We start from the raw sequence: 624 nt of genomic DNA, 5'->3' as shown, positions 1-624 counted from the left end.
GCGCCTATCTGGGCGACCGCGCGGAGCTGGTCGTCGACGTGCCCGAAGCCGGCCGCATCCTGTTGCGCGTGCCCGGCGTCGAAGCGCTGCACCGCTGGCCGGCCGGCGCGCCCATCCACATCGGCTTTGCCCAAGCCGAGCCGGTCGCCTTTCCCGCCTGAGGCGATGCGGGTTAGATGTCCCGCATGCCCGAGATCGTCCTCCTCTCGATCTTTCCCGCCGGCCCCGGCGGTGGAAATCCCGCGCCCATCGTGCCGGACGCGCGGGGCATGGAAGCCGGCGACATGCAGGCGCTGGCCGCGCATCACGGCCATGAGAGCGCCTTCGTCCTCCCGCCCGCCGACCCCACGAAGGCCGACCGGCGCTTCCGCTTCTTCGTGCCCGCGCACGAGATGGAAATGTGCGGCCATGCCACCCTGGGCGCCGCCTGGCTGCTGCGCCGGCGCGGCGAGGCGTCGGGCGACAGGCTGTGCATCGAGACGCTTTCCGGCCCTGTACGCGCGATCTTCGCGGGGGACCGCGTCGAGGTGACCCAGCCCGAAGGATTCGCCACGACCGTGGATCCCGCGGAAGTCCTGGCCGTCCTCGGCCTCGCTCGGGAGGACCTCGCCGACACGCCCATCC

2 protein-coding genes are annotated in these 624 nt (G+C 72.4%); both read left to right on the top strand.

The features are described from left to right. Nucleotides 1-8: 8 nt before the first annotated feature. A complete protein-coding gene (locus AC1DWF_RS35960; protein WP_476843229.1) occupies nt 9-161 on the top strand; it encodes a hypothetical protein in 153 nt (50 codons plus the stop codon). A 24-nt stretch (nt 162-185) separates the two neighbouring features. Continuing rightward, a partial coding sequence (locus AC1DWF_RS35955) for a PhzF family phenazine biosynthesis protein (RefSeq protein ID WP_476843228.1) occupies nt 186-624 on the top strand: 439 nt, incomplete at its 3' end.

It is taken from the genome of Aminobacter sp. P4_D5 (genome assembly GCF_056401815.1).
The sequence above is the reverse complement of the archived record's forward strand: the minus strand, read 5'-3'. Positions and strand labels throughout refer to the sequence as shown.